Origin of the sequence: Mesorhizobium sp. INR15 (assembly GCF_015500075.1) — a bacterium.
Classification (GTDB): domain Bacteria; phylum Pseudomonadota; class Alphaproteobacteria; order Rhizobiales; family Rhizobiaceae; genus Mesorhizobium.
Genome location: NZ_CP045496.1, coordinates 2,136,247 through 2,160,787, shown reverse-complemented (window position 1 = coordinate 2,160,787; position 24,541 = coordinate 2,136,247). Strand labels below are relative to the sequence as shown.

Annotated in this window: 23 protein-coding genes; 16 read left to right on the top strand and 7 right to left on the bottom strand. The window is 62.3% G+C overall.

Annotated features, from left to right (window positions below; all coding sequences use genetic code 11):
- The first annotated feature begins 296 nt into the window (after nucleotides 1-296).
- Nucleotides 297-578: a hypothetical protein gene (locus GA829_RS10510; protein ID WP_195178430.1), complete on the top strand. Its 282-nt coding sequence runs from the start codon at nucleotides 297-299 to the stop codon at nucleotides 576-578.
- Nucleotides 544-825, top strand: coding sequence for a hypothetical protein (locus GA829_RS36465; RefSeq protein ID WP_210337744.1), 282 nt, complete (start codon nucleotides 544-546; stop codon nucleotides 823-825). Before GA829_RS10510 ends, GA829_RS36465 begins: the two co-directional genes overlap by 35 nt.
- Before the next feature lie 68 nt (nucleotides 826-893).
- Here the strand turns inward: GA829_RS36465 and GA829_RS10505 are convergent, their stop codons facing one another.
- The 5 genes from GA829_RS10505 to GA829_RS10485 form a co-directional block, all read right to left on the bottom strand.
- Nucleotides 894-1,586 (bottom strand): outer membrane protein, encoded by a 693-nt coding sequence (locus tag GA829_RS10505; protein ID WP_195178429.1) that lies wholly within the window; start codon nucleotides 1,584-1,586, stop codon nucleotides 894-896.
- A gap of 129 nt (nucleotides 1,587-1,715) precedes the next feature.
- Complete coding sequence (locus GA829_RS10500) at nucleotides 1,716-2,594, bottom strand: outer membrane protein (RefSeq protein ID WP_195178428.1); 879 nt, start codon at nucleotides 2,592-2,594, stop codon at nucleotides 1,716-1,718.
- Nucleotides 2,595-2,816: 222 nt separating this feature from the next.
- Entirely contained in the window at nucleotides 2,817-3,368 is a 552-nt protein-coding gene (locus GA829_RS10495) for a hypothetical protein (protein ID WP_195178427.1), read from the bottom strand.
- Between the two features lie 686 nt (nucleotides 3,369-4,054).
- Complete coding sequence (locus GA829_RS10490; RefSeq protein WP_374940418.1) at nucleotides 4,055-4,957, bottom strand: GDP-L-fucose synthase family protein; 903 nt, start codon at nucleotides 4,955-4,957, stop codon at nucleotides 4,055-4,057.
- Between the two features lie 192 nt (nucleotides 4,958-5,149).
- Nucleotides 5,150-6,304 carry a dihydrodipicolinate synthase family protein gene (locus GA829_RS10485; protein WP_195178425.1) on the bottom strand — a complete coding sequence of 385 codons (1,155 nt, stop codon included), beginning with the start codon at nucleotides 6,302-6,304 and terminating at the stop codon, nucleotides 5,150-5,152.
- A gap of 240 nt (nucleotides 6,305-6,544) precedes the next feature.
- Here GA829_RS10485 and GA829_RS10480 point away from each other — a divergent pair, with 240 nt between their 5' ends.
- The 14 genes from GA829_RS10480 (at nucleotide 6,545) to GA829_RS10415 (ending at nucleotide 22,660) form a co-directional block, all read left to right on the top strand.
- Entirely contained in the window at nucleotides 6,545-7,594 is a 1,050-nt protein-coding gene (locus GA829_RS10480; protein ID WP_195178424.1) for a LacI family DNA-binding transcriptional regulator, read from the top strand.
- Nucleotides 7,591-8,607: a Gfo/Idh/MocA family protein gene (locus GA829_RS10475; RefSeq protein ID WP_195178423.1), complete on the top strand. Its 1,017-nt coding sequence runs from the start codon at nucleotides 7,591-7,593 to the stop codon at nucleotides 8,605-8,607. Before GA829_RS10480 ends, GA829_RS10475 begins: the two co-directional genes overlap by 4 nt.
- A 47-nt stretch (nucleotides 8,608-8,654) precedes the next feature.
- On the top strand, nucleotides 8,655-10,205 hold the full coding sequence (locus GA829_RS10470) for an acyl CoA:acetate/3-ketoacid CoA transferase (RefSeq protein WP_374940417.1): 1,551 nt from the start codon (nucleotides 8,655-8,657) through the stop codon (nucleotides 10,203-10,205).
- Nucleotides 10,198-10,974 (top strand): enoyl-CoA hydratase/isomerase family protein, encoded by a 777-nt coding sequence (locus GA829_RS10465; protein ID WP_195178421.1) that lies wholly within the window; start codon nucleotides 10,198-10,200, stop codon nucleotides 10,972-10,974. Before GA829_RS10470 ends, GA829_RS10465 begins: the two co-directional genes overlap by 8 nt.
- A gap of 17 nt (nucleotides 10,975-10,991) precedes the next feature.
- The gene (locus GA829_RS10460) at nucleotides 10,992-12,503 is read left to right on the top strand and encodes an aldehyde dehydrogenase family protein (protein ID WP_195178420.1); all 1,512 of its coding nucleotides are present in this window, start codon (nucleotides 10,992-10,994) and stop codon (nucleotides 12,501-12,503) included.
- A 58-nt stretch (nucleotides 12,504-12,561) separates the two neighbouring features.
- Nucleotides 12,562-13,815 carry an ABC transporter substrate-binding protein gene (locus GA829_RS10455; RefSeq protein ID WP_195178419.1) on the top strand — a complete coding sequence of 418 codons (1,254 nt, stop codon included), beginning with the start codon at nucleotides 12,562-12,564 and terminating at the stop codon, nucleotides 13,813-13,815.
- A 149-nt stretch (nucleotides 13,816-13,964) separates the two neighbouring features.
- Nucleotides 13,965-14,921 carry a carbohydrate ABC transporter permease gene (locus GA829_RS10450; RefSeq protein ID WP_195178418.1) on the top strand — a complete coding sequence of 319 codons (957 nt, stop codon included), beginning with the start codon at nucleotides 13,965-13,967 and terminating at the stop codon, nucleotides 14,919-14,921.
- Nucleotides 14,918-15,862, top strand: a complete 945-nt coding sequence (locus GA829_RS10445; RefSeq protein WP_195178417.1) for a carbohydrate ABC transporter permease — start codon at nucleotides 14,918-14,920, stop codon at nucleotides 15,860-15,862. Before GA829_RS10450 ends, GA829_RS10445 begins: the two co-directional genes overlap by 4 nt.
- 4 nt (nucleotides 15,863-15,866) lie before the next feature.
- The gene (locus tag GA829_RS10440) at nucleotides 15,867-16,982 is read left to right on the top strand and encodes an ABC transporter ATP-binding protein (RefSeq protein WP_195178416.1); all 1,116 of its coding nucleotides are present in this window, start codon (nucleotides 15,867-15,869) and stop codon (nucleotides 16,980-16,982) included.
- A 106-nt stretch (nucleotides 16,983-17,088) separates the two neighbouring features.
- Nucleotides 17,089-18,591: a GMC oxidoreductase gene (locus GA829_RS10435; RefSeq protein ID WP_195178415.1), complete on the top strand. Its 1,503-nt coding sequence runs from the start codon at nucleotides 17,089-17,091 to the stop codon at nucleotides 18,589-18,591.
- A complete protein-coding gene (locus GA829_RS10430) occupies nucleotides 18,588-19,349 on the top strand; it encodes a 3-ketoacyl-ACP reductase (RefSeq protein ID WP_195178414.1) in 762 nt (253 codons plus the stop codon). The genes GA829_RS10435 and GA829_RS10430 overlap by 4 nt, the downstream gene beginning before the upstream one ends.
- A 12-nt stretch (nucleotides 19,350-19,361) precedes the next feature.
- On the top strand, nucleotides 19,362-20,990 hold the full coding sequence (locus tag GA829_RS10425) for a GMC family oxidoreductase (protein ID WP_195178413.1): 1,629 nt from the start codon (nucleotides 19,362-19,364) through the stop codon (nucleotides 20,988-20,990).
- A gap of 28 nt (nucleotides 20,991-21,018) precedes the next feature.
- The gene (locus GA829_RS10420) at nucleotides 21,019-21,327 is read left to right on the top strand and encodes a Dabb family protein (protein ID WP_195178412.1); all 309 of its coding nucleotides are present in this window, start codon (nucleotides 21,019-21,021) and stop codon (nucleotides 21,325-21,327) included.
- 115 nt (nucleotides 21,328-21,442) lie between these two features.
- Nucleotides 21,443-22,660 (top strand): MFS transporter, encoded by a 1,218-nt coding sequence (locus GA829_RS10415; RefSeq protein WP_195178411.1) that lies wholly within the window; start codon nucleotides 21,443-21,445, stop codon nucleotides 22,658-22,660.
- A 7-nt stretch (nucleotides 22,661-22,667) separates the two neighbouring features.
- Here GA829_RS10415 and GA829_RS10410 read toward each other — a convergent pair whose 3' ends face one another.
- Both GA829_RS10410 and GA829_RS10405 read right to left on the bottom strand, forming a co-directional pair.
- Nucleotides 22,668-23,513, bottom strand: coding sequence for an EamA family transporter (locus tag GA829_RS10410; RefSeq protein ID WP_195178410.1), 846 nt, complete (start codon nucleotides 23,511-23,513; stop codon nucleotides 22,668-22,670).
- A 7-nt stretch (nucleotides 23,514-23,520) separates the two neighbouring features.
- A complete protein-coding gene (locus tag GA829_RS10405) occupies nucleotides 23,521-24,423 on the bottom strand; it encodes an endonuclease/exonuclease/phosphatase family protein (protein ID WP_195178409.1) in 903 nt (300 codons plus the stop codon).
- Nucleotides 24,424-24,541 lie beyond the last annotated feature (118 nt).

The window sequence follows — 24,541 nt, the reverse complement described above, 5'->3', positions numbered from 1 at the left end:
CCACCACCCCGGCGACTTCGCAAGCGCCGGCGATGTCACGTCGTAGCGCGCAAAATCGTTTGGCACTTCCGCGCAACTTCACTTGGCACCAAAAATGTGCGCGCTGAATGACCCTTTAAGGGGCCTTCAATGCCGTGGCACCTTCAGTCAGGCCATCCGCCTGGCTTCAATGCGTCAGGTTGATGCAAGAGGACAATTTGCTGGCCGGCGAGAGCTCTCATGACCAATATCACGCCGCAGGCCACCGCCATCCCTGCCAGGATATCGCTTAAGTGGTGCCCGCCCTGGCGGATGACATGGCCGAAGAACAGCGACACTACCAAGATCCGATTCAGGCGCAGCTCGGCGAGCGGGTCACCAATCTCGGCCGCCGGCAGACGGACCTCGAGGCCGAGATGCGCTCGGGTTTCAGGCAAATCGAACAGTCGTTCTCGTCGTTCACGAATGAGACACGAAATTCCATCGCCGCCCTCGGCACGTCGATATCCGAGCGCAGCCGCCCTCAATGGCAGGCGCTTGGGGTGACGGTGTCAGTGGTGGTGGGTGCTTGGCGGGCTGGTCTACTGGCCGATTCGTGAAAGCACGAACGATCTGAAGGCGCAGGATATCGAGACTGGGCGCCTGATCCAGAGCCTCACCAGCGAAACAACGAAGGCGATCCAAACCCTGGCTGCAAACACAGTCACCCGGCAGGAAATGGACTGGCGCGCACAGCGCGGTATCGAGGATCGCAATCGGATGGAAAACCGCGGCCGATATCCGCTCAAGCCTTGTGCCGCGTACCGAGTTCGAGGCGTTCAAAGCGGATATGAAGCGCCAGCTTGACCGGGCAGAGTCACGTAAGCCGGAATTCGCTACACGCTGAGCATTCTCGCAACAACAAATGGGATTGTTCAGAATTTGTACGCGATGCCGATGCGGATGTCGTGGGTTTTGAAACTCACATCGCTGGGGACAGTACCGGGGATCCAGCCAAACGCAAAGTGCGTCGTGCCGAAATCGGCATAGCGATATTCGACACGTGCCACGAGTTTGTCAGTGAACGCGTGCTCCGCGCCGATGCCGACAGTCCAGCCTATTCTTGTCTCAGAAGCGTTCCCACGAGGATTGCCGCTATCCTCAACGCTGGTGTTTAGACCAGAAAATGCGACGCCGCCTGCCGCGTAGAGCAGGGTCCGGTCAAGCGCATATCCAATTCGTCCGCGCAAAGCCGCTGTCCAATCAATGTCGGACTTCCATTGTTCTAGACTGTCAATTCCTCCATTGAATCGGATGCTATCGGATCCGTGGGCGTCAGAGTAATTGACGTCAGCTTCGACACCGACAACCAGGCGATTTTGAAGCTGATAGTTGAAGCCGCCGTAGACACCGCCGACATAGCCGGACGGGTCTGGATCGGTAAAAGGATGGTAAGAAGGGTTGTCGAACGTCGCCGGCGAAACTCCCCACGAGTACCCTGCTTGAAGGCCGACATAGGCGCCCGACCAATTATAAGTTGAAGCGACCGGCAACTGGACGGGGTCATCGGCAAAAGCGCTGCCAGACAGAGCGGCAATCGCCACTGTGGCGAGTAGAATGGATTTCATTTTTAAGGCCCCCCAGCCCAATGGTCCCAAGGTCAGAATGCTTGTTTCCACCTATTTGTGGAGATATCAACCCAAGCCAGGCCTTGTCTTGACTTGGCGCCCTGATCGCCGCTGCCGCCAATCGCGTCTTCAGAACTTGTAACTGAGACCAAACTTAATGGACTGTGCCGTCAATTTGCGCTCGAAACCAGCAATTTGGGCGTCCGGCTGTTTCACGTAGGTCATCGGTTTGGATGCGGTGCCGAAATCATAATAGCTGTATTCGACCCTGCCGGTAATGTGCTTGAAAAATGCATATTCCAGACCACCGCCGATCGTCCAGCCGATCCGATTATCCGAGCCTTTGGTGTAAAGGACGCCCGGTTCAGGTCCATTCTCCTGACCACCTATATAGTTGTCCATGCCCACAAAGGCCACGCCACCGGTCGCGTAGAGCAAGGATCTGTCCAGAGCGAAGCCCGCTCTCGCAGACACGTCCCCCATCCACTTGATCTTGCTCGCGCAGAACGCCATGCCCTCTTCGCAGTTTGCAAGTCGATGACCAGACTTGTCGATGTCAGCGAACAGGAATTCGCTCTCTAGGCCAAACACCCACCCACCGGCTTGAAAATTGTATCCACCATACAACCCGCCAAGTGGCCCATCTCCATCTATGCTGCTGAATACAGCGTCTTGGGCAGGAGGGGGCCCTTCCCACTGGGGATTACTCCAGGCTTTGCCGCCTTGCACGCCGATATACGCGCCGCTCCAGTCGTAAGTTGTTGTTTCGGCAGCAAGAGCTTGGCCGGAAAGACCTACGCACAAAGAAACCAGTGCAAGAACACGCTTAGAAATTCGCATATGACACCCCAAAATCCCTAGCGCAACCTGCTCTATCGCAAGTAAGAAGTCTAGCCAACAAGTCACAACCAGCGTTCGCCGTCCGCCAGTTTGCGCGGGATTAGAGTTGAGGAACTCGGGGAAGACACCGGCAGCGTCTATGAAGCGGTCATCGACGCCATCGTCCACTATGACCCAGGGTTACCAGAGTGAAGGGCAGGATCAAAAAACAGCTTGGTCCGGCCTATGTAATCTATCCACCGCCTCTGCACGGTTTGCCCTTTCTGGCAGTTCTTCTAAAGCCCGATGGCTCCGTTTTTGCCCGACCTTCTTCTCGGTGGATGAGGCCATCGCCTTCAACAATTCAGCCTCGGAACATCAGCCGAATTGACACCCTCGAGGATGGCCTAATCAACCGATCTGCCATTCAAAGCGAGTGGCTTTGTCGCCACCGGCCCTCAACCCAAAGCCCTCTTGTTGGTCGGCGCCGTCGTCATTGTAGGAAAACAAAGTCCCGCCGCCTGAAAGCGTAATGCTGTCGATGTTTATATGAAAAACACCGCTTTCCGCGTCAAGAAAGTCGGAATTACCTCCTGTCCACTTCCCGCTCTTTGCCTTCGGACTGTCCCGGAGGAGCGATAGGTTCATTGTCCCAGCACCAGTTTTTTTCGAGCAAGTAAACGCGAGCGCAAGGTGGAGGCTACCATAGAGCACATGATCGGCGTTCTTGACGGAATGGACGGAGACGCCGACTTGGAGCTTGAGCCTACGGAAGAGCTGCACGACTGCTAAGCCGATCCGGCCGAACGGGGCATCGCTGACAAGGTTTCGTTGGATTTCGTGGTCGCGGAAGTGGCCCGACGATATCGGTTGAAGCGAAGCGACACTGATTGCCCACGAATGCAATCGGCGACCAACGCATACTTTGCCTGACGAGGCAAACATGAAAACGTCGGTCGCCATTTTAGGCGGGGTGGCACGGATTAAGGTTCGGTGCCAGGCGACCTATTGAACTTGTCGCCTACAACCAGATTGGCCCCATATGTTAAACGAACGAATAATTCCACAGGCTCGGCGCCCTACCCCAGCGGCTAGCCTGCAGCCGGGCACAGAAACGGCACAGATACTTTCGGATGTTTTTGCTTCGTCCTTGGTCTGTTGGCGCATATTAGCGAATGAAAACAGACAAGGCACTGCATTGACATTGCAGGGGTCACAGGCTCAATCCCTGTCACGCCCACCATCCAAACACTTCCTATCGCGCTACCACCCCGGCGACTTCGTAAGCGCCGGCGATGTCATGCGCACGCCCCGGCTTTGGCCGTAACGGGCGACGGCGGATCGGATCATTGTGGCGTCGGAGTCCGATCCGGCGGCGTGTGCTGTTAGTCGCTGTTCCCGCCTTCGCGGCAAGGCGCATCATCGATGCCGCAACACTTTCCGTTGTAGGTGATCTTCGTACCGGGTTTGTCGCAAACCGTGGGCGCCGTCTGACACGCCGCCAGGGCTAAAGCCGCGACGACCGCAAGCATGATGTTTCGCAGTGAATTTGGAAGGGTGCGCGAGCCGTTGTCCCGGCTGCCGAATGGGTCCTGACGATGCTATCTTGAACGTCTGTCGACTATGATGCGCGACGACGATGAAGCCTCTCAGAGGCGGACATCGCCTTGTTCAATATGCCGGAGAAACCACGAAAAGGTCTGCTCCAATCCGCTTCGAAGCGAGTATCGGGGCCGCCACCCGGTGGCGAACAGTCTCGACACATCCATCAGCTTGCGCGGCGTGCCGTCCGGTTTTGTCGGATCGAAGGTGATCGTGGCCTCCGCGCCGACCACGGACACAATGGCGCGGGCAAGTTCGGCGATGGTGATATCCTCGCCTGAGCCGACATTGACATGGCTGTCGCCGGCATAGGCCTTCAACAGATAGACCAGCGCGTCGGCGGCATCGTCGACATGCAGGAATTCCCGCATCGGCGTGCCTGACCCCCAGACCTGCATGGTCTTGCCGCCGGCACGCTTTGTCTCATACGCCTTGCGCATCAATGCAGGCACGACGTGGCTGGAATTCAGGTCGAAATTATCGCCCGGGCCGTAGAGATTGGTCGGCATCGCCGAGATGTAGTCGACGCCATATTGGCGACGATACGCCTGGCACAGCTTCAGGCCCGCGATCTTGGCGATCGCATACCATTCATTGGTGGGTTCGAGTGGACCGGTCAGCAAGGCGTCTTCCGAGATCGGCTGCGCCGCCAGTTTCGGATAGATGCAGGACGAGCCGAGGAACAGGAGCTTCGTCACCTCGCTGCGAAACGCGCTGTCGATGATGTTGGTCTGGACGACGAGATTCTCGCTAAGAAAATCGACCGGAAACCGGTCATTCGCCAGGATGCCACCCACCTTGGCCGCCGCCATCACAACGGCATCCGGCCGGCGATCGGCCATCCAGCGGCGCACCCCGGCCTGGTCAAGGAGATCGAGCTCATCGCGCGATGCGGTCAGCACCTCGCAATCCTCGACAGCCAGCCTGCGCACGATGGCCGAGCCGACCATGCCGCGATGCCCGGCAACGAACACGCGCTTGCCCCTGAGATCGAAAACGTCGCTCACAGGTCCCGACTCTTTGTCCGTCATTGCTGCCCTAGTCCGCATTCCCCGCGATACCGAAAACAGATTTGTCCGGACAACGCAAATGAGACAAGCCAAGTCCGCGGCCGCGGCCGGAAGCGGTCTCCTGCCTCGTGGCTACACGCCGGCGACAGAGCAGAGGCTTTTCATCCTGGCGACCGCGAGCTCCGGATCGGCCAGCAGTCCAGCCTCGTCTGCAAGGCGGAAGACATCGGCGTAGTGGACGATGCCGCGCGCCGATTGCATGCCGCCAATCATCGAGAAATGATCCTGATGGCCATTCAGCCACGCCATGAAGACAATGCCGGCCTTGTAATATTCGGTCGGCGCCTCGAAAATCCTGCGCGACAGCGGCACGGTCGGCGCCATCAGCGCGTCATAGCCGGCGCGATCACCGTCGGCCAGTTTCGCCAGGGCTGCGTTGGCCACCGGCGCGATGGCGTCGAAAATGCCGAGCAGCGCATGCGAATGTTTCTTGCCGTCGCCGGCGATCAGCTCGGGATAGTTGAAGTCGTCGCCTGTGAACATGACGACGCCCTCGGGCAGCCGGTTGCGCAGCGCGATCTCCTTGCCGGCATCGAGCAATGAGATCTTGATCCCTTCCACCTTGCCGGCATGACGCTCGATGATGGCGACCACCGTGTCGAGCGCCGTATCGAAATCGCCACTGCCCCAATAGCCCTTCAGGGCCGGGTCGAACATGTCGCCCAGCCAGTGCAGGATGACCTTGCCCGAAGCCTGGCCAAGTATCCGGTCATAGACATGGGCATAATCGTCCGGGCCCTTGGCCACCGCAGCCAGTACGCGGCTGGCCATCATGATCGGCTTGCCGCCCAGGCCTTCGACGAAGGCAAACTGCTCCTCATAGGCGGCAATGACGTCACCAAGCGTCCTGGCAGCGGCCGGCGCCAGATGATCGGTGCCGGCGCCCGAGGCAAGGTCGGCGCCGGAGACGGTTTTTGCTTCTGCGATAGAGCGGCGGATCAATTCCCGCGCGTTCGCCCAGTCGAAACCCATGCCGCGCTGGGACGTATCCATCGCCTCGGCGATGCGGAACCCCAGCCGCCAGAGATGATGCCGGAACGCCATGGTCCTGTCCCAGTCGACGACAGGCCGCGACCACGGATTGCTCATGGCGAGCGGATCGGCAACGACATGGGCGGCGGCATAGGCGATGCGCGAAAACCGCGCGCCCACGACCGGCTGCACCGGCTGGCCGACAAGCACGTAGCGGCTGCCGCGGCCACCTTCACCAGGCAAAGCAATGTCCATCGAACTCTCCCTTTGCCGCGCCTATAAATGGAACGTTCCAATAAATCAAGAACCTTTACGATTCAAGGTCTGCCGCAACGAAATGCTGCACCGCAGCACATGATGCCTTGTCAGCAAAGACATTCAGCGGTGAATGGTCAATTTTTCGGATTCAGAAAAAATCCTGATTGACTCGCGGTGAGCGCGGTGATTAGAACGTTCCAATAATTCGACCAAAAAAATATGGGAGGATAGATCTGGATGGCCAGCCGGGCCAAGGCAACGATACTCGACATTGCCCGCGAGGCTGGCGTGTCGAAGTCGACTGTCTCACTCGTGCTCCAGGGCAGCGGGCTGATCCGGCCTGAAACGGCAAGCAAGGTCCGCAAGGCGATCGAGGATGTCGGCTATGTCTACAACCGCGGCGCCGCCAATCTGCGCAAGGCACATTCCAATGTCATCGGCATGGTGATCAACGATCTCACCAACCCCTTCTTCGCCGAACTGGCGGTCGGCATGGAGCGCGTCTTCCAGTCGGCCGGCATCGTGCCGTTCATTGCCAACACGGCGGAGAACCCGGTGCGCCAGGAAGAGGTCTTGAAGTCGCTGATGGAGCAAGGCGTGGCCGGCCTGATCGTGTCGCCGGCGCGTGGCACGACGCCAGGCGCTTTCCGGCGGCTGGAGATGGCGGGGCTCCCGGTCGTCTTCGCCATGCGCCGTCTGCCTGAAAGCCGCATCCCGGTGATCGCGCCCGACAATCATCGCGGCGCCTACCTCGCAACCGCGCATCTGATCGGCAAGGGGCATCGCCGGCTAGCCTTCTTCGGCGGCTCGTCCGATCTGGTGGTCTATCACGAAAGGCTGGGTGGTTTTCGCGAAGCCTGCGAAGCGCATGGCATTGCCGCCCGCGACACGCTGGTCGTCGAAGGCGAGACCAGCCGCAGGGGCGGCATCGCTTGCCTGGAAGCCGCGCTTGCAACGCCTGAGCCGCCGACCGCCGCACTCTGCTTCAATGACGCGGTCGCCTTTGGCGTCATGCTGGCGCTGCGCAAGCGCGGGTTGGAACCCGGGGCGGATTTCGCCGTCGTCGGTTTCGACGACGTGGTCGAGGCCGAGCATTATATGCCGGCGCTGACCAGCGTCTCGGTGGACACGGCCGGCCTTGGCGAGCGTGCCGCCCATGTCATGCTGAAGATGATCCAATCGCGCACGACACGCGCCGAGGATCACATCGGCGCGGTTAACCTGGTCGTCAGGGACAGCTGCGGCCCGGATCGCTCTCCCCGGGCAGGAATAGGAGATGCGGCATGACCGTCAGATGGGGTCTGATCGGCGCCAGCACGATCGCCAGGCAATTCATGATCAACGCCATCCGGGCGCAGGCTGATGGCGAGGTCGCGGCTGTCATGAGTTCCAGCCCGGAACGCGCCACGGCCTATGCCGGAGAAAACAACATCCCCTTGGCTGTCTCTACCGTGGATGCCTTGCTGGGCGCCGACATCGACGCGGTCTACATCTCCACCACCAATGAATTGCACCTTGAGCAGGCGCTGGCCGCCATCAAGGCAGGAAAACATGTGCTGTGCGAAAAGCCGCTGGCACTGACCAGCGCCGACGCGCGCAAGATGGTCGCCGCCGCCAAGGCAGCCGGCATCGTGCTCGGCACCAATCATCATCTGCGCAATGCCGGCGCGCATCGCGCCATGCGCGACGCCATTGCCGCCGGCCGCATCGGCAAGCCGATTGCAGCGCGTGTCTTCCACGCTGTCTATCTGCCGGAAAATCTGCAGGGCTGGCGCATCACCAGGCCGGAGGCCGGCGGTGGTGTGGTGCTCGACATCACCGTGCATGACGCCGACACGCTGCGCTTCGTGCTCGGCGACGATCCCCTCGAGGTTTCCGCCTTCACGCAGTCGGCCGGCATGGCCGGCAGTGGGCTGGAAGACGGCGCCATGTGTATCTGGCGCTTCGGCTCAGGTGTCATTGCCCAGTCGCATGAGGGCTTCACCACCAGATTCGCCGACACCGGCTTCGAGGTGCATGGCTCCGAGGGGTCGCTGATTGCCCGCAATGTGATGACACAGAAGCCGGTCGGTTCGGTGACGCTGCGTACCGCCAAGGGCGAGGAGGAGCTGAGCTTCGACCGCGAGGACCTCTATGCCCGCTCGTTGCGCCAGTTCCATGCTGCGATCCATGGAGAGGGCCAGCCCGCCGCCACCGGCGAGGACGGCATCTGGTCGCTCACATCAGCCGAGGCGGCACTTCAATCGGCCAGCTCCGGCAAGGCCGTCAAGATCGACCCGAAACTCGGGAGCATGAATTGAGCAAGGTCGTCTCCGCGGCGCAGGCAGCAGGCCTGATCAAGGACGGCATGGTCGTGTCGGTATCCTCGTCGAGCGGCCTTGGTTGCCCGGATGCGGTGCTGGCCGCCATCGGCGAGCGCTACGAGGCGGAAGGCCACCCGAAGAACATCACCACGCTGCACCCGATCGCCGCCGGCGACATGTATGGCATCAAGGGCATCGATCATCTGGCCAAGCCCGGTCTGCTGAAGCGCACCTTGTGCGGCTCCTACCCCTCAGGCCCGTCATCCTCCGAGCCGCCGCTGATCTGGAAGATGATCGGCGACAATTCGGTCGCCGCCTACAATGTGCCATCCGGCATCCTGTTCGACATGCACCGCGAGGCCGCCGCCAAGCGCCCGGGCGTATTGACCAAGGTCGGCCTCGATACTTTCGCCGACCCGCGTCACCAGGGCTGCGCCATGAATGCCGCGGCCAGCGAGCCGATTGTTTCGGTGCAGCAGTTCGATGGCGAGGAATGGCTTTATTTCCGCTCTATCGTGCCGCAGGTCTCGATCATCCGCGCCACCACGGCGGACGAGCGCGGCAACCTCACCTACGAGCATGAGGGCGCCTATCTCGGCGGCCTCGAACAGGCGCTGGCGGCGCGCAACAATGGCGGCGTCGTCATCGCGCAGGTCAAGCGTGTCGTCGAAAACGGGTCGTTGAAGCCGCATGATGTGCGCGTCCCCGGCGTGCTGGTCGATCACATCGTGATCGCGCCCGACCAGTTGCAGACAACGCTGACGCCTTACGACCCGGCGATCTCGGGCGAGATTTTCCGGCCGCTGTCGAGCTTCCGCAACGCCGAGATGAACGTCCAGAAAGTGATCGCGCGCCGCGTCGCGATGGAGCTTCGCGATGGCATGGCCGTCAACATCGGCTTCGGCATCTCAGCCAATGTGCCGCGCATCCTTCTTGAGGAAGGCCAGCACGGCAAGGTCACCTGGGTGATCGAGCAAGGTGCGGTCGGCGGCGTGCCGCTGCTCGACTTCAAGTTTGGCTGTGCCTCGAACGCCGAAGCGATCATGCCCTCGCCGCATCAGTTCATCTATTTCCAGGCCGGCGGGTTCGACGCATCGTTGCTGTCTTTCCTGCAAATCGACCGTCACGGCTCGGTCAACGTCTCCAAACTCTCGGCGCGGCCGCATGTCACCGCCGGCGCCGGTGGTTTCGTCGACATCACCGCGCGCGCCAGGAAGATCGTTTTCTCCGGCTTCTTCAATGCAGGGGCCAAGCTCTCACTCGCCGATGGCGGCATCCGCATCGACCAGGAGGGCAAGGTCAAGAAAATCGTCGCCGAGGTCGAGCACATCTCCTTCTCGGGCAAGCGCGCTGTCGCGCAGGGGCAGGACATCACTTACGTCACCGAGCGCTGCGTGATGAAGCTGACGCCGGAAGGATTGGTCGTCACCGAACTCGCACCTGGCATCGACCTGCAGCGCGATGTGCTTGCGCAGTCGGAAATTCCGCTCGGCATCGCCAAGGACCTAAAGACGACGCCGGACGCCCTCTACCGCGACCAGCCGATCGGGCTGTCGCTGAATGGCGGCGCATCGCTCGGAGGCGCGCATGGCTGACCGCCTCGTCACCTTCGAGCAGGATGGCGCCATTGGCATCATCACGCTGCGCCGGCCGGAGAAATTCAACGCGCTCGACATTCCGATGCTGCGCGGGCTGGAGGCAACACTTGATGAGGCTGAGGCGGCGGACGGTGTCCGCGTCGTGCTCCTCTCCGGCGAAGGCAAGGGCTTTTGCGCCGGCGGCGATGTCGAGGCGTGGGCGCAAATGAGCGCCGCCGACTTTCAGGTGCAATGGGTGCGCTATGGCCACCGCGTCTTCGACCGGCTGGCGCGGTTGCGCCAGCCAACCATCGCCGTGCTGTCCGGCCACGCACTGGGCGGCGGGCTGGAACTGGCGGTCGCCTGCGATTTTCGCGTTGCCGAGACGCACGTCAAATTGGGCTTCCCCGAGACCTCGATCGGCGTCGTGCCCGGCTGGTCCGGCACGCAGCGCGCGGTGCGCCGTTTCGGTGCGCAGACCGTGCGGCGCATGGCGCTGGGCGGCGAGGTTCTCCAGGCGGCGGAGGCGCTGGCCCTGGGCGTTGTCGATCGGGTCGTCGAAACCGGCAAAGCATCAGCCGAAGCCAAGGCCTGGGCCGAAAAGATGGCCGAGCGCGGCCCCCTGGCGACGGAAGCCGCCAAGCTGATGATCGCGGTGGCCGAAGGCGAGGAAAGTGCCGCCGCGACCGAGGCGCTGGCCAGCGGCTTCATTGCGCTGACCGGCGATCTCAAGACCGGCGTCGGCGCCTTCAAGACCAAACAGAAACCCGCATTTTCAAGATCCTAGAACTGAGCTGAAGCCATATGAACCTGCCCCTCAAGATCGCCATGCCCACCGAGGCATCCGCTGCGCCAAAGACTTACCGGCTGCTGGTCGACGGCAAGCATGTCGATGCCCGCGACGGCCGCACGCTGGAGCGCAAGAGCCCCGGCCATGGCTTCACCGTCTCGCACTACGCACAGGCCGGGCAAGCTGAAGTCGAAGCAGCGGTCGCTGCAGCGCACAAGGCATTCGAGACCGGCCCGTGGCCGCGCATGAAGGCAGCCGAACGCGCGGCGATCCTGCTCAAGACAGCCGACCTCATCGAGGCGCGGCTGGAAGACATCGCCCGGCTCGATGCGCTGGAATCCGGCAAGCCGATCGCCCAGGCGCGCGGCGAGATCGGCGGCGCCGTCGACATCTGGCGCTATGCCGCTTCACTCGCCCGCACGCTGCATGGCGAGAGCTACGCCAACCTCGGCGACGCCATGTTGGGCGTGGTTTTGCGCGAGCCGATCGGTGTCGTCTCGATCATCACGCCGTGGAATTTCCCCTTCCTCATCGTCAGCCAGAAACTGCCCTTCGCGCTTGCCGCCGGCTGCACGGCGGTGGTCAAACCGAGCGAGATGACCTCGGCCTCGACCTTCGTCCTCGGTGACATCCTGATGCAGGCCGGCCTGCCCGCCGGCGTCGTCAACATCCTCGCCGGTCTGGGCGCCGATGTCGGCGCACCGATGGTCAGCCATCCCCTGGTCGAGATGGTGTCGTTCACCGGCTCGACCCGCGTCGGCAAGATGACCATGGCCTCGGCGGCGCAGTCGCTGAAGAAAGTCTCGATGGAGCTTGGCGGCAAGAACGGCCAGATCATCTTCCCCGACGCCGATCTCGAAGCCGCCGCCGATGCAGCGGTGTTCGGTGGCTTCTTCAACGCCGGCGAGTGCTGCAACGCCGGCAGCCGGCTGATCGTGCATGAGGCCATCGCCGACGATTTCCTCGCTGCCGTCAAGGCGCTCACCGCCAAGGTAACCGTTGGCGATCCGCTCGATATCAGAACCAAGGTCGGCGCGATGATTTCCTCCGACCACCTGGCCAAGGTAACTGACTATGTCGCGGCGGCGGCGAACGAAGGCAGCAGCGTCTACAGCGGCGGCAACCAACTGGCCTCGAATGCCGGCCAATACCTCGACCCGACCATCATCCGCGGCGTCACCGAGGACATGGCCATCGCCCGCGAGGAAGTGTTCGGGCCGGTGCTCTCGGTGCTGACTTTTGAATCGATTGAAAAGGCGTTGCGCATCGCCAACAACACGCCTTATGGTTTGTCGGCGGGTGTGTGGAGCGCCAGCATCGACACCTGTATGTCGGTGGCTCGCAGTGTGCGTTCGGGAACCATTTGGGTGAACACGTTCATGGAAGGTTATCCCGAGCTGCCTTTCGGAGGCTACAAGCAGTCCGGTCTTGGACGCGAGCTCGGGAAGCGCGCCGTGGAAGACTACACCGAGGAAAAGACAATCCAGTTTCATCGCGGCCAGCGCACCGGATGGTGGGTCGGTTGAGTTGAGAAGAACCCGGCGGGCATCCGCCGGTCGTGTAATGCAACAAGGGAGGAAGTACATGTTGCGTAAACTGCTTATCGGAACGGCTCTTGCGACAAGCTTTGCGTTCTCGGCGCATGCCGCGGACGTCAAGGAAGTGCAGATGCTGCATTGGTGGACGTCGGGCGGCGAAGCGGCTGCTCTCAACGTCCTCAAGGGAGATCTGTCCAAGGAAGGTTACGCCTGGAAAGACGTGCCGGTGGCCGGCGGCGGCGGCGACGCTGCCATGACCGCGCTGAAGGCAATGGTCGCCGCGGGCAATTACCCGACCGCCTCGCAGATGCTCGGCTACACCGTGCTCGACTATGCGGCGGCCGGCGTCATGGGCGACCTGACCGAAACGGCGAAGAAGGAAGGCTGGGACAAGTCCGTTCCCGCCGCCCTGCAGAAGTTCTCGGTCTATGAAGGCAAGTGGGTCGCGGCTCCGGTCAATGTCCACTCCGTCAACTGGCTGTGGATCAACAAGGCCGTCATGGACAAGATCGGCGGCACCGAGCCGAAGACCTTCGACGACTTCGTTGCCCTGCTCGACAAGGCCAAGGCGGCAGGCGTTGTTCCGCTCGCGCTCGGCGGCCAGAACTGGCAGGAAGCCACCATGTTCGACTCGGTCGTGCTGTCGACCGGCGGACCTGAATTCTACAAGAAGGCCTTCAACGACCTCGACGACGCTTCGCTCAAGTCCGACACGATGAAGAAGTCGTTCGACAACTTGGCCAAGCTCGTCACCTATGTCGACCCGAACTTCTCGGGCCGGGATTGGAACCTTGCCACCGCCATGGTCATCAAGGGCGACGCCCTGGTGCAGGTCATGGGCGACTGGGCCAAGGGTGAGTTCCACGCCGCCAAAAAGACCCCGGGCACCGACTTCCTGTGCTATCGCTTCCCGGGCACCGATGGCTCCGTGATCTACAACTCCGACATGTTCGGCATGTTCAACGTTCCGGACGACCGCAAGGCCGCCCAGATCGCTCTGGCCACCGCCACGCTGTCGAAGAGCTTCCAGTCGGCCTTCAACGTCGTCAAGGGTTCGGTTCCGGCTCGTACCGACGTTCCGGACACCGACTTCGACGCTTGCGGCAAGAAGGGCATCGCCGACCTGAAGGCAGCCAATGACGGCGGCACGCTGTTCGGCTCGCTCGCCCAGGGCTATGGCGCGCCTCCGGCGGTCGCCAATGCCTACAAGGACGTCGTTTCGAAGTTCGTCCATGGTCAGATCAAGACCTCCGACGAAGCCGTGACCGAGCTGGTCAAGGCGATCGACGACGCCAAGTAAGCGTTCCCCAAGAAACACCTTCCCCGCTCTGGCGGGGAAGGTTCCACTTCGCGATTGGCCGATCTAGGATCGCCCAAAAACCCCGCCTGCACGGGGACCTGCCTCGCACCTGATGTGAGGCACGGACGACCCGAAACGGGAGGAGCTTCATGAGTACGGTTGCGACAAGCCAGATCAAGCTGACGCCGGAGCACGCCAATCCGCGCGCCTCGGTGCGCTCGCGCCTTCAGGACGCGCTGCCGAAGATCGTTTTGGCGCCGAGCTTCGCCATCACCATCGTCTTCGTCTACGGCTTCATCCTGTGGACCATCTATCTGTCCTTCACCAATTCCAAGACCTTCCCGTCCTATGTCATCACCGGCGCGCGCGCCTATCAGCGGCTGTGGGGTTGGACCTTCGACACCGACCCGCCGTCGAGCTGGTACACGTCGATCACCAACATGGCCATTTTCGGCTTTCTCTACATCGGCATCTGCCTGTTGCTCGGCCTGTTCCTGGCCATCCTGCTCGACCAGAAGATCCGAGGCGAAGGCGTGTTGCGGCCGATCTATCTCTACCCGATGGCGCTGTCCTTCATCGTCACCGGCGTCGCCTGGAAATGGTTCCTCGATCCCGGCCTCGGGCTTGAACAGACCTTGCACCAATGGGGCTGGACGAGCTTCCATTTCGACTGGATCAAGAACAAGGATTTCGTCATCTACACGGTGGTCATCGCCGGCGTCTGGCAAGCGTCCGGCTTCATCATGGCGATGTTCCTGGCCGGCCTACGCGGTATCGACGGCGAGATCATGAAGGCGGCGCAGATCGATGGCGCCACCACCTTCCAGCTCTACCGCCGCATCGTCATCCCGCTGCTCCGGCCGATCTTCCTGTCGGCCTTCATCGTGCTCGCGCACCTCGCCATCAAGTCCTACGATCTTGTGGTCGCGCTAACCAGCGGCGGGCCTGGCGGCTCGGCGTGGCTGCCTTCCAACTTCATGTATGAGTACACGTTCAAGCGCAACGAAATGGCGGTCGGTTCGGCCAGCGCGGTGATCATGCTGATGACCATCGTCGCCATCATCGTGCCCTATCTCTATTCGGAACTCCGGGAGAAGCCGCGATGAGCGCTGTCACCACTCCCGCCCGCCAGACGACCGGCGGCATCAGCTCCAAGACCCTCAACCGCATCGTCATCTACGGACTGCTGGCGCTGTTCGCGGTGTTCTACCTGATGCCGCTCTTCGTCATGCTCGTCACCTCGTTCAAGACCATGGATGAGATCCAGAACGGCAACATGCTGGCGCTGCCAAAGGCACCGACCTTCGATCCCTGGCTGAAGGCCTGGGGCGAGACCTGCGTCGGCCTCACCTGCGCCGGCATCAAGGGTTATTTCTGGAACTCCATCAAGATGGTGGTTCCGGCCGTGCTGATCTCGACCCTGATGGGTGCGCTTAACGGCTACGTCCTGACCAAATGGCGCTTCCGTGGCCACACGCTGGTGTTCGGGTTGATGCTGTTCGCCTGCTTCATTCCGTTCCAGTCGGTGCTGCTGCCGATGGCGACGATCCTTGGCAGCCTCGGCCGCTTCGGTGTCACCTTGCAGAACACGATCGGAACCAGCCTCGGCCTCGGCAATCCGACACTCAACCTGGTCTTCGTCCACGTCGTTTACGGCCTCGGCTTCACCACGCTGTTCTTCCGCAATTACTACGAGGCCTTCCCGACCGAACTGGTCAAGGCCGCGCAGGTCGACGGCGCCTCCTTCTTCCAGATCTTCCGCCGCATCATGCTGCCGAACTCGCTGCCGATCTTCGTCGTCACGGTCATCTACCAGTTCACCAATATCTGGAACGACTTCCTGTTCGCCTCGGCCTATGCCGGCACCGGCGACGCGATGCCGATGACGGTGGCGCTCAACAACGTCGTCAACACCTCGACCGGCGTCGTCGAATACAACGTCAACATGGCTGCCGCGATGATCGCGGCACTGCCCACCCTCCTCGTCTATGTGCTCGCCGGCCGCTACTTCGTGCGCGGTCTGATGGCGGGCGCCGTCAAAGGATAATCTGATGGCTTTTCTGGAAATTGATGGTCTGAGGAAGCGTTTCGGTCAGGTTGAAATCCTGAAAGGGATCGATGTCGAACTGGAAAGGGGCGGCTTCCTGGTGCTGGTCGGCCCGTCCGGCTGCGGCAAGTCCACGCTTCTCAACACCATCGCCGGCCTGGAGACGATCACGTCAGGCGAGATCCGCGTCGATGGCCGCCCGATCAATGACCTGCACCCTTCGAAGCGCGACATCGCCATGGTCTTCCAGAGCTACGCGCTCTACCCGAACATGACGGTGGCCGGAAACATCTCCTTCGGCATGGAAATGCGCGGCGTGCCGGCGGCGGAGCGTCAGAAGGCGATCGACAAGGTGGCCAAGGTTCTGCAGATCGGCCATCTGCTGCAGCGCAAGCCAAGCCAGCTTTCCGGCGGCCAGCGTCAGCGCGTTGCGATGGGCCGGGCGCTGGTGCGCGACCCCAAGCTGTTCCTGTTCGACGAGCCGCTCTCCAACCTTGACGCCAAGCTGCGTGTCGACATGCGCATCGAGATCAAGCGCCTGCACGCCACCACCGGCACCACCATCGTCTACGTCACCCACGACCAGATCGAGGCGATGACGCTGGCAACCAAGATCGCGGTGATGCGCGACGGTGAGGTGCAGCAGTTCGGCACGCCGGCCGAAATCTACAACAACCCCAGCAATCTCTTCGTCGCCGACTTCATGGGTTCGCCGGCGATGAACCTGATCCCGGCGACCATCGCCACGTCGGGCAACGCGCTGTCCGTTGTCCTGCAGCGTGAGGCGCGTGAACCGATCTCGCTGCCGATGGCCAATGCGCCTGCCGGCCTGTCGGCATTCCAGGGCAAGCCGATCATCTTCGGCGTCCGCCCGGAGGCCCTGACCGATCCGGAAGGCGCGGAGCGCAACGCCTCCAACATCGCCACCGCGGACCTGCACATCGAAGTCGTCGAGCCGGCGGGATCAGACACTTTCGCTGTCACCAATCTCGGCGGCAAGGGCGTTGTGGCGCGGCTGCGCGCCGATGCCAACATCCAGCCGGGCACCAACACGCCGCTCGCCTTCAACCTGACAAAGGCGGTGTTCTTCGATCCGGCGACCGAGAGCCGCATTCGCTGATGCATGTCGCCCAAAAGTGGATCCGGTTTTGGGGCAACGACATGCATCAAAACAAAGGCCTGAAGCGCGGCGCATCTGTCAGTTCCAACACGGCGCGCTTTAGGCCATGACCAGCCCGGACATTGTCATCATCGGCTCCGGCGTCGGTGGCGCCACGATCGCCTCCGGTCTGGCTGGCAGCGGCGCCTCGATCCTGATCCTGGAGCGCGGCGAGCCCTTGCCGGCGACGCCGCACGCGCGTGATACGCGCTCGATCTTTGTCGATGGCCACTACCGGCCGAAGGAGATGTGGCGCGAAGCTGGTGGCGCAGCCTTCAACCCTGGCAACTACTACTATGTCGGCGGCAATTCGAAATTCTACGGAGCGGTGCTGATCCGCTACCGCAAGGAAGATTTCTCCGCCATGGAACACTTTGGTGGCGTCTCGCCGGCATGGCCGTTTTCCTACGACGAATTCGAGCCCTGGTATTCGAAGGCCGAGCAGCTGTTCCGCGTGCGTGGCACGTTGGGCGAGGACCCGACGGAGCCGTTCCACTCGATCCCCTATGCCTACAAGCCGGTACCCGACGAAGCGCCTATTGCGCGCGCCCGTGCCGAACTGAAGGGGCTTGGCCTGCATCCGGCCTCGTTGCCGCTCGGTGTCGACATCGACACCTGGCTGAAGGAAGGCAAGACCGGCTGGGACGCATTCCCGAACGCCGGCCAAGGCAAGGTGGATGCGCAGACAGGACCGCTGACGGCAGCGCTGACCGACCCGAACATCAGGCTCGAAACCGGCGCCTATGTCGACTATCTCGAAACAGCGCCTGACGGCAAATCGATCGCCGCCATCCATTACGTCAAGGACGGTTCCAGGAAAAAGCTGACGCCGAAGCTGGTCATCCTGTCGGCCGGCGCGGTCAATTCAGCGGTCATCCTGCTGCGCTCGCCCTCACCTGATGGCAAAGGCCTCGCCAACCGCTCCGACCAGGTCGGCCGCAATTTCATGAACCACAATTCGAGCGCCATGCTGGCGATCGATCCGCGTCGCCGCAACGATTCCGTCTACCAGAAGACGCTGATGCTGAACGACTACTACCTGTCCGACCGCAAGGGCGGCAAGCCGCTCGGCAATGTCCAGCTCCTCGGCAAGATCGACGGCAACATGCTGAGGGCCAACGTCAAGCTGGCGCCGAAATTCGCACTCGACTACATGGCCGGCCATGCCGTCGACTGGTACCTGATGTGCGAGGATCTGCCAGACCCCGAAAGCCGCATCATGGTCGACGGCAAGGACATCGTCATGCAATGGCGGCGCTCCAACATGCAGTCGCTCGATGGGCTGACCAAGGTGATGCGCGAGCACTTCCGCGCCTGCGGCTATCCGATCGTGCTGTCGCGCCCCTTCGACAAGCGCACTCCCTCGCACCAGTGCGGCACGGTCAGGATGGGCACCGATCCGGCGACATCGCCGCTCGATCCCTTCTGCCGCGCCTTCGACCACCAGAACCTGTTCGTCGTCGACGGCGGCTTTCTGCCGACCTCGGCTGCCGTAAACCCGGCGCTTTCGATCGCAGCCCAAGCGCTGCGGGTCGCGGGCCATATCCGCAAAAACGAGCTTGCCGCATGACCCGCCCGGCGGCCATCGTCACCGGCGGCGCGCGCGGCATCGGCCTTGCTTGCGCCCAGGCACTGGCCGACACCGGCTTTGACATCCTTGTCGCCGATCTTTCCGAGAAACCCGCTGATGATCTCGCCGCCGATATCACCGCGCGCGGTGTGAAATTCGCCTATGTCAGCTGTGACATCGCCGATCTCACCGGTCATGCCGCTCTTGTCGAAACCGCGCTGCACGCCTTCGGCCGTATCGACTGCCTGGTCAACAACGCCGGCGTCGGGGCCGCGGTGCGCGGCGACCTGCTGGACCTGAAACCGGAGCATTTCGACCGCGCGTTGAACATCAATCTGCGCGGCACCGTGTTTCTCAGCCAGGCCGTCGCCAAGGCGATGCTGACCACGCCAGGCGATCTTGCGAAATCGATCATCACCATCACCTCGGTCAGTGCTGAAATGGCATCGCCCGAGCGCGCCGACTACTGCGTGTCGAAAGCCGGGCTCTCGATGTGGGTGAAGAACCTGGCGCTGCGGCTCGCCGCCGAAAATATCGGCGTCTTCGAATTGCGGCCGGGCATCATCCGAACCGACATGACCGCAGGCGTTACCGCGAAATACGACGCGCTGATCGACGGCGGCCTGGTACCGGCAAAACGCTGGGGCGAAGCCTCCGACATTGGCGCCGTGGTGGCCACGCTTGCCGCCGGCAAGCTTGGTTTTTCAACCGGCTCGATCATCAATGTCGACGGTGCGCTCTCAGTGCCGCGACTGTAAGTGGATAGTGTCATGACCGACTACATCATCGTGGGCGCCGGCCCGGCTGGTTGCGTTCTGGCCAACAGGCTGAGCGAGGATCCGTCCAACTCCGTGCTTCTGCTGGAGGCCGGCGGCAAGGACTGGCACCCCTATATCCATATGCCGGCCGGCTTCGCCAAGATGACCAAGGGCATCGCCTCCTGGGGCTGGTCGACGGTGCCGCAAAAGCACATGAAGGACCGCGTCTACTGGTATACGCAGGCCAAGGTGGTCGGCGGCGGCTCCTCCATCAACGCCCAGATCTACACGCGCGGCAACGCCCGCGACTATGACACCTGGGAGAAGGAGGAAGGCCTCGCTGGCTGGGGCTACCGCGATGTGCTTCCCTACTTCAAGCGGGCCGAGAACAACCAGCGCTACGCCAACGATTTCCACGGCGACCAGGGCCCGCTCGGCGTCTCCAACCCGATCTCGCCGCTGCCGATCTGCGAGGCCTATTTCCGCGCCGGCCAGGAGATGGGCATTCCCTTCAATCCGGATTTCAACGGCGCCAGCCAGGAAGGCGTCGGCTACTACCAGCTGACGCAGAAGGACGCCCGGCGCTCCTCCGCCTCGGTCGCCTACCTCAAGCCGATCCGCGCGCGCAAGAACCTCACTGTCAGGACCGATGTGCTGGTCACACGCATCGTCGTCGAAAAGGGCCGCGCCATCGGCGTCGAGATCGTCGACAAGCCGGGCGGCCAGAAAACAATCCTGCGTGCCGATCGCGAGGTCATCGTCTCGTCCGGCGCCATCGGCTCGCCGAAGCTCTTGATGCAGTCGGGCATCGGTCCAGCCGATCATCTGAAATCGGTCGGCGTCACACCCGTGCATGACCTGCCCGGCGTCGGCTCCAACATGCAGGACCATCTCGACCTGTTCGTCATCGGCGAATGCACCGGCGACCACACCTATGATAACTACGCCAAGCTGCACCGCACGGCCTGGGCCGGCCTGCAGTATCTGCTGCTCAAGAAAGGGCCGGTGGCCTCCAGCCTGTTTGAGACCGGCGGCTTCTGGTACGCCGACCCGACCGCCGCCTCCCCCGACATCCAGTTCCATCTCGGCCTCGGCTCGGGCATCGAGGCTGGCGTCGAGAAGCTGAAGAACCCGGGCGTGACCCTGAACTCGGCCTTCCTGCGGCCGCGCTCGCGCGGCACGGTGCGGCTGAAGAGTGCCGATCCGGCCGATCATCCGCTGATCGATCCGAACTACTGGTCCGATCCTTATGACCGCGCCATGTCGCTGAAGGGGCTGCGCCTGGCGCGCGAGATCATGCGGCAGAAGGCGCTTGCCCCTTACGTGCTGCGCGAAGTGCTGCCCGGTCCATCGCTCGCCAGCGACGACGAGTTGTTCGACTATGCCTGCCGCAGCTCGAAGACCGATCATCACCCCGTCGGCACCTGCCGCATGGGCCATGATGAGATGGCCGTGGTGACGCCCGATCTCCGGCTGCGCGGCATCGAGGGCCTGCGGGTGTGCGACGCCTCGGTGATGCCGCGCGTGCCCTCCTCCAACACCAATGCGCCAACCATCATGGTTGGCGAAAAGGGCGCCGACCTGATCCTTGGCCGCGAGCCGCTGGCGCCGGCGGTGTTCTCCGGCAATCGTGCGGCCTAATTCCAGGAAAAGTGTGGAGAGCGAAAAGATGATCAGGCACTGTGTCTTCGTCAAATTCCGCAACGATGTCGGCACCGGCGAGCGCAAGGCGATCCACGCCGACCTCCAAGCGCTGCGACAGGTGATCGACGGCATGGCTGCCGTCCAGTTCAGCGCCAATGTCAGCCCGGAGCCTTTCGCACGCGGTTTCACCCATGGCTTCACCATCGACTTCCGCGATGCCGCCGCGCGTGACGCCTATCTCGTGCATGAGGCGCATCAGCGCGCCGGCGCTCGCCTGGTCGCGGCGCTCGAAGGCGGCACCGACGGGCTGATGGTCTTCGACCTGGAAATCTGACCAAAGCTGGAATACGAAAATGTGAACGCCGGTTCTTCGAAAGCCGGCTGACAGCTGTTCTCTTTTGCCAACCGGGCGACATATCGTTCGTCGGGGGCGGTAAAGGGAGGACGCCTTGAACCTCAACTCACAGCAGAAGAAAACAGTCCTGGCCTCCTTTCTCGGCTGGACGCTTGATGCCTTTGATTTCTTCCTTCTGACATTCCTGCTCTCGGATATCGCAACCGAATTCCAGACCGATGTCCCGGCTGTTTCCAAGGCCCTGTTCCTGACCCTGGCGACACGCTTTATCGGCGCGTTCTTTTTTGGCATGCTTGCCGACAGGTTCGGGCGCAAGCCGATCCTCATGCTCAACATTGTCAGCTATTCGGTGATCGGCGCCTTGGCCGCCTTCTCGCCCAATCTCGGCATCTTCCTGGCGCTGCGCGCTTTGTTCGGCATCGCCATGGGCGGTGAATGGGGGCTCGGCAGTTCGCTCGCCATGGAATCCATTCCGCCCAGCGCACGCGGCATGGTTTCAGGCATCCTGCAATGCGGATATCCGGCGGGCTACCTGCTGGCGGCGGTGGTCTACGGCCTGCTCTACCAGCAGACGATCGATGGCTACACGATCGGCTGGCGGGCCATGTTCCTGCTCTCCTTCATCCCTGCCCTGATCGTCCTGTTCATACGCTCGCACGTGCCGGAATCTCCGGCCTTCGTCGAGGCGCAGAAAACGGTCCGGCCGGGTCTTCTGGAGACGCTACAGAAGCACTGGGGTGTCGCCCTTTATGCCGTCGTGCTGATGATGTTCTTCAATTTCTTCAGCCATGGCACGCAGGACCTCTATCCGACTTTCCTGAAGAAGCAGCATGGCTTTGATCCGCACACAGTGAGCTGGATCACCATCGTCGCCAATCTTGGCGCCATCGTCGGCGGCCTGACGTTCGGCGCGCTTTCCGAGAAGATAGGCCGTGTGAACGCTATCACCCTGGCCTGCGTGATCGCCTTGCCGTCAATCCCGTTATGGGCTTACAGCACGACGCCCTTCATGCTGGCCATCGGCGCTTTTGTCATGCAGGTCGCGGTCCAGGGCGCCTGGGGCGTCATCCCGGCGCACCTCAACGAGCTTTCGCCGGGCGTGGTGCGGGCGACCTTGCCTGGCTTCATCTACCAGGCCGGCAATCTCGCGGCGTCCTATGGCGGCCCCTATCAGGCCGGCATCGCTGAAGCCGCCGGCGGCAGCTACGGCTATGCGCTGGCGCTTTTTGCCGGTGTGGTTGCCGTCTGCATCATTGTCGTCATCCGCTTCAGTCCGGAACGGCGCGGTCAGGTGATGTCAGTGCTCACCTGAAGCGGGGCTAACCAAGTCTCAGCGCAATGACGCCAGCGACGATGCTGAGCGCGGCGGCGCCGCGCCAGCCAGTCATCTTCTCGCCTAGCGCGAAGACCGAAATCACCATGGCGAACAGGATCGAGGTCTCGCGCAGCGACGCCACGGAGGCGATCGGCGCTTTGGTCATCGCCCACATGACGATCCAGTAGGCGGCGCCGCTGAGCACACCGGTGAACAGGCCCGTCTTCCAGTCGCGCGCCAGCACCGGCAGCGCCTTCGGCCCTCGGAAGATCAGGCACAGAACGAGCGCTCCGAAGGCATCGCAGATGAACAGCCAGGCGGCATAGCTCTGCGCCGTGGCGGCGAGCCGAGCACCACTACCGTCGGACAGCGTGTAGCTGGCGATAAAGATCGAGGTGCCAAGCGCAAAACCGACCGCGCGCCGGTTGAGCTTCTCCAGATGCGCGCCGCCGCGAAACGACATCACCAGCGTGCCAGCCGACAGCAGCAGGATGCCGACAATGGCGAGCGGCGCCGGCACCTCGGCTACGACGAACATGCCGCCGATCGCTGCCAGCAAAGGCGCCGTGCCGCGCGCAAGCGGATAGGTCTGGGCGAAATCGCCGGACTCGTAGGCGCCGATCAGGAAGGTCCTGTAGCCCATGTGGAAAATCACCGAGGCGATGATGTAGGGCCACACCTCGGCTTTCGGCACCTCGACGAAGGGCAATACAAACAGTGCGGCAAAGCCCATGCCGAGCGTCATCAGCGTGATCGACAGGAAGCGGTCGAGATGCACCTTGACCAGCGCATTCCAGATCGCATGCATGGCGGCGGCGGCAAGCACCGCGAAGAAGACGAAAAGCGTCATGCGCGGCTCATGTGGCGATGCCAGGTGTTTCGAGGTCGATGTCGACCCTCAGTGGAAAATGATCCGAGGCGACTTCGTCGATATCGGCGCTGACCGAGCGCACGCGGCCAGCGAACATGCCGCTGACGAAGCAATGGTCGAGCCGGCGTTTTGTGAGCTTGCCGTCAATGGTCTTCACATGCGTGTGGAAATCATGAGCCGGTTCGCTGGCAACGGAAGCGGCATCGACGAAGCCGTCGAGATAGGCGGCGCCACGATGATAGGGCGTGCCGCCGACGATGCGGCGGTATTCGGCGCTGCCCGGCTCCATGTTGAAGTCGCCCATCCAGATCGCCGCAACTGGGTTTTCCGGCTGCGGCTCGCCATGCGTCCAGTTGCGCGATGGCTCGTCATCAGCGCCGCTCCAGGGACCGCCATCGGAAGGCGCGCGGCGATGCTCGGCCAGGAGATAGTCGATCTGCTCCAGCCGCTCCTCTTCAGCGATATGGGCAAGATGCAGCGACAGCACCCGCACCGGGCCTGCCGGCGTGCGGATCATGCATTCGAGCGCCGCGTTTCGGGTGTTGAGTGGCCGCAGCGTACGGCGCATCGGCAGCGCATGCAGCCGCGACCAGACGATCGGCAGCCTTGACAGAACCATGGTACCGAATTGCCGGCGCCGGTTGACCACGCGCCCATCGCGCCTTTCGCTGGCGTCCATGTCGAAGGCGGGGCCATAGACCCAGTGATATCCGGGCAAAAGGTTAGACAGCACCTCCGGCTGGTCGTCGAAATTGCTGCGCTGCCAGTGCCGCTCGACCTCCTGCAACGCGATGATATCGGCGCCGTCAACGATGCGCGCCGCGCGCGCCAGGTCGTAGCGGCCATCGCCACCGAACCCGTACTGGATGTTGTAGCTGACCAGCTTCATTGATTACCCGGCTCACTTTCGGTGATGGCAGTAATGGTTCGGCAGGTTGGTTGCAATGTGCAGAAGTACGGAACGGGCTTGGGCCAGAAGCCCCTGCCCTGTCCAGACGGGACCATGC

Bases quoted from the DNA above. Each gene is read 5' to 3' on its own strand.
- GA829_RS10505 (WP_195178429.1), bottom strand. From the start codon at position 1,586: ATGAAATCCATTCTACTCGCCACAGTGGCGATTGCCGCTCTGTCTGGC.
- GA829_RS10490 (WP_374940418.1), bottom strand. From the start codon at position 4,957: ATGGTCGGCTCGGCCATCGTGCGCAGGCTGGCTGTCGAGGATTGCGAG.
- GA829_RS10460 (WP_195178420.1), top strand. From the start codon at position 10,992: ATGAACCTGCCCCTCAAGATCGCCATGCCCACCGAGGCATCCGCTGCG.
- GA829_RS10425 (WP_195178413.1), top strand. From the start codon at position 19,362: ATGACCGACTACATCATCGTGGGCGCCGGCCCGGCTGGTTGCGTTCTG.
- GA829_RS10435 (WP_195178415.1), top strand. From the start codon at position 17,089: ATGACCAGCCCGGACATTGTCATCATCGGCTCCGGCGTCGGTGGCGCC.
- GA829_RS10475 (WP_195178423.1), top strand. From the start codon at position 7,591: ATGACCGTCAGATGGGGTCTGATCGGCGCCAGCACGATCGCCAGGCAA.
- GA829_RS10495 (WP_195178427.1), bottom strand. From the start codon at position 3,368: ATGGCGACCGACGTTTTCATGTTTGCCTCGTCAGGCAAAGTATGCGTT.
- GA829_RS10470 (WP_374940417.1), top strand. From the start codon at position 8,655: ATGGTCGTGTCGGTATCCTCGTCGAGCGGCCTTGGTTGCCCGGATGCG.
- GA829_RS10465 (WP_195178421.1), top strand. From the start codon at position 10,198: ATGGCTGACCGCCTCGTCACCTTCGAGCAGGATGGCGCCATTGGCATC.
- GA829_RS10450 (WP_195178418.1), top strand. From the start codon at position 13,965: ATGAGTACGGTTGCGACAAGCCAGATCAAGCTGACGCCGGAGCACGCC.
- GA829_RS10480 (WP_195178424.1), top strand. From the start codon at position 6,545: ATGGCCAGCCGGGCCAAGGCAACGATACTCGACATTGCCCGCGAGGCT.
- GA829_RS10440 (WP_195178416.1), top strand. From the start codon at position 15,867: ATGGCTTTTCTGGAAATTGATGGTCTGAGGAAGCGTTTCGGTCAGGTT.
- GA829_RS10445 (WP_195178417.1), top strand. From the start codon at position 14,918: ATGAGCGCTGTCACCACTCCCGCCCGCCAGACGACCGGCGGCATCAGC.
- GA829_RS10430 (WP_195178414.1), top strand. From the start codon at position 18,588: ATGACCCGCCCGGCGGCCATCGTCACCGGCGGCGCGCGCGGCATCGGC.
- GA829_RS10405 (WP_195178409.1), bottom strand. From the start codon at position 24,423: ATGAAGCTGGTCAGCTACAACATCCAGTACGGGTTCGGTGGCGATGGC.
- GA829_RS10510 (WP_195178430.1), top strand. From the start codon at position 297: ATGGCCGAAGAACAGCGACACTACCAAGATCCGATTCAGGCGCAGCTC.
- GA829_RS10420 (WP_195178412.1), top strand. From the start codon at position 21,019: ATGATCAGGCACTGTGTCTTCGTCAAATTCCGCAACGATGTCGGCACC.
- GA829_RS10485 (WP_195178425.1), bottom strand. From the start codon at position 6,304: ATGGACATTGCTTTGCCTGGTGAAGGTGGCCGCGGCAGCCGCTACGTG.
- GA829_RS10455 (WP_195178419.1), top strand. From the start codon at position 12,562: ATGTTGCGTAAACTGCTTATCGGAACGGCTCTTGCGACAAGCTTTGCG.
- GA829_RS10410 (WP_195178410.1), bottom strand. From the start codon at position 23,513: ATGACGCTTTTCGTCTTCTTCGCGGTGCTTGCCGCCGCCGCCATGCAT.